The following is a 3260-nucleotide window of genomic DNA, read 5'->3' on the forward strand; positions in this document are numbered from 1 at the left end:
ACCGTTCTCATCAAGAATCCGAGCCGGCACTCGCGCCCGATCATGGACAAGATCATCAGAGCGTTTTCGCCTTTGCCGGCCTTCGCGCGTCAAAGCTTCACCTTTGATCGCGGTACCGAGTTTGCCGGATTCAGGGCTTTGGAAGAAGGGATCGGTGCGCATAGTTGGTTTTGCGACCCAAGTGCGCCTTGGCAAAAAGGAACCGTCGAGAACACCAACAAGCGCATTCGACGTTTCCGCCAGGCACCACAGACTTGGCAGTTGTGTCGCAACACGACCTTCTCAACCTGACGCGCCAAATCAACGATCAGCCGCGCAAATGCCTCGGATACAGGACACCGACCGAGGTATTTATGGCGCATTTGCGCGAAGATGGGTGATCCCCTATCCTGCAAAACAGGCATGATGCACTTGGGTTAGCTTCTCCACGCCTCTTGACGCACTGGTCAAAGCCAACGTTGGGAGCAAGGATGACGACCTTCAACCTGGTCGAGACCATGAGCGGTCGGAGTCGTCATGTCCTTTTTGATCACCATGTCGCAGAAAGAATTGCATCGCCTCGAGCTTATCCAGAAGATCCGTGACGAGCGCCTAAGCGTCGTTCAGGCCGCCGAACAGCTCGCGCTTAGTCGAAGTCAGGTCCATCGGCTGCTGCAGGCCTATGACCGGGATGGTCCGGCCGGGCTTGTTTCAAAGAAGCGATCACGCCCAAGCAACCGGCGCCACAGCGAGGAGTTTCGCAATGCGGCGCTGGATCTGATCCGCGAGCGCTATCTGGATTTCGGTCCGACGCTGGCGCGTGAGAAGCTGATCGAGTTGCACCGGATCTCTGTCGCCAAGGAGACGCTGCGGCAATGGATGACCGAGGCTGACATCTGGGTCTCGCGCCGGGAGCGCAAGAAACGGGTTTTCCAACCACGCGGCGGGCGCGATTGCTTTGGCGAACTGGTGCAGATCGATGGCTCGCATCACTGGTGGTTCGAGAGCCGCGGCCCCAAGTGCGCCCTGCTTGTCTATATCGATGACGCCACCGGCAAGCTCTTGCATCTTCGCTTTGCCGGATCGGAGAACACGTTCGACTATCTGCATGCGACGAAGGCTTATCTGCAGCAATGGGGCAAGCCGCTGGCTTTCTACAGCGACAAACATGGTGTCTTTCGATCGACGCATCCGTCGAAGAAGGACAGGACAAGCGGTCTGACGCAGTTCGGCCGGGCGCTCTATGAGCTCAACATCGATATCATCTGCGCCAACACCCCTCAGGCCAAGGGTCGGGTGGAACGTGCCAACCAGACATTGCAGGATCGGCTGGTCAAGGAGATGCGGCTTCGCGGCATCGATACGATCGAGGCTGCCACTGCCTATGCGCCTGAGTTCATGGCGGATTTCAACGGGCGCTTCGGCAAGCCGCCACGCAATCCGAAAGACATGCACCGACCGCTGGTCAACCACGAGAACCTCGATGGTGCCATGTGCCGGAAGGAAGTCCGCACGCTGTCGCAATCTCTGACGCTACGCTACGAGAAGGTGTTGTTCATTCTCGATCCGACCGAGATTTCCAGGCCACTGGCTGGCCAGAAAGTGATCGTCTGCGACTACCCGGACGGACGGCTCGAGATCATGCACGAGAGCTTTTCCCTGCCCTACAGGACCTTCGATACGTTGCGCTCGGTGCATCGTGCGGAGGTCGTCTACAACAAGCGGCTGGACGACATTCTGTCGATCGTCGCCGAGTTGCAAGCCGGCCGAGAACAGCAACGCAGCAAGAGTGGTCCCCGACGCACCGGGCAGATGGATCATATGTTTGGCATTCGGGACGGTAGCACAGCCAACGGCTATCAGAAGCGGGACGCAAGCCGAGGACAGATTACATGAACGATCCGGCGGTGATTGCACGGCGAGAGAAAGCGTTATTGAGGCAACCAGCGGCGGAATAAAGATCGTCAGTGCACGCCGATGTCGCTTTGCGTATCCGATTCCAGCTGCAGGCATGCGGACCAAAGCGGTGTCTTGTGGAAGGATCCGTCCTGGAAGAGTGTGAGCCCCTCTCTTACTTCATAGAGCAAGCCGAGCCAGCACAAGCGCCGTAAGACGCCGTATTTTAGATCGGATTTCAGCTTCCAGGCTTCCAGGGTCATTTCGGCTTCCGAAAGAGGCGCCAGATCTGGATAGAGGATTTTCACAACCTCCATTGGCGTGCAACCTTCTCTGGCCTTGATATTGAGAAGATTGAGGAACATGCGCCACCAGCGCAACCGTGCTTGCACCTCCTCTTCCCGCTCGGTGGCGTGGATGTAGGAATAGAGATAATCCGTGGCGACCAAATCGAAGAAGGCGTTAGGGTTCACCAGAAACTCGCGGCCGCGTCTGGTTGGCAGCAGCACACCCTTTCTCCGGCGTAGAAGCTTCAGATGGCGGGTCATGTCCCGCACGACCCAGAGCGGCGGCATGTCGCTTTCGTTCAGCACTTTGTTCATGCTGTAGAGGTCTTCGGCTGTGAAGTCGGGCCACAGGAAGTTCACAGCGGCCCAATGTACGAATTTGCGGTTCATAGCACCGGTCGCGGTCAATCCTATGCCACCCTCACCGTCAGCATAGGCAACGGACAGAAGCATGCCGCGAAGAAGAGGTGACAGCGCGGCGACATCGACGTCACCCTGCAGCTTGATTTCCGGAAGCATCGTGCGACTTTGATCCCTACCCCGCCCCTATGCAGGTGCGCACGAGTATCAGCCGGCGACGAAACAATTGCTACTGAGAAAGCTAAAGCCGAAGAGGAGCATCATCACCCGCCCCCGCTCCGCCCTTTCAACCCGGCCCAGCCGGTCGGATCGGGGGCCGATCCGAGCAGCCAGTGTCGCGTTTCTAATCGGTTGGCAGAGTCGCATTCCTAATCAGCTTTGACAATTGGGCGCGCTCTGACCGCCGCTCCGGTGACTTCCGCTTCTGGGTGAACGTTTTCAAACATCTGAGCACAGAGGAGACCACCACATCCCCAGCGTGAAAGCGAGTAGCCGACAGCGGCGCATGAACGCCAAGCAATGCGGTTGTTCAGCGACCTTTAGAGATCGATTCCCCGGCCGCGGTTGACCGCCCGCTGACGCCGTTCCGCGAGGATCTGCTGACGGCTTTCCGCGCGGACGGTCTGCTGCAGGACCTTCAGCCTCTCCTGCATCGCCGCGAAGGCCTGGCGCTGCGCCTCTGGCACATGGTTGATGAGATCCTTGTCGCCGCGGATGATGGCATTGCGCCCGAAGCGC

The 3260-nt window shown here is 58.4% G+C and carries 2 protein-coding genes and 2 pseudogenes; 2 read left to right on the forward strand and 2 right to left on the reverse strand.

Annotated features, from left to right (window positions below):
* Window positions 1–380: pseudogene (locus PH551_RS32585) on the forward strand (IS30 family transposase); the annotation flags it as partial.
* Window positions 381–516: 136 nt separating this feature from the next.
* A pseudogene (locus tag PH551_RS32590) lies at window positions 517–1937 on the forward strand (ISNCY family transposase).
* Window positions 1938–1943: 6 nt separating this feature from the next.
* Here PH551_RS32590 and PH551_RS32595 read toward each other — a convergent pair.
* Window positions 1944–2681: a hypothetical protein gene (locus PH551_RS32595; protein WP_285196388.1), complete on the reverse strand. Its 738-nt coding sequence runs from the start codon at window positions 2679–2681 to the stop codon at window positions 1944–1946.
* A 380-nt stretch (window positions 2682–3061) separates the two neighbouring features.
* The coding region (locus PH551_RS32600) for a hypothetical protein (RefSeq protein WP_285196375.1) at window positions 3062–3260 on the reverse strand (199 nt) is incomplete at its 5' end.

It is taken from the genome of Rhizobium atlanticum (assembly GCF_030182485.1).
Lineage (GTDB): Bacteria > Pseudomonadota > Alphaproteobacteria > Rhizobiales > Rhizobiaceae > Rhizobium.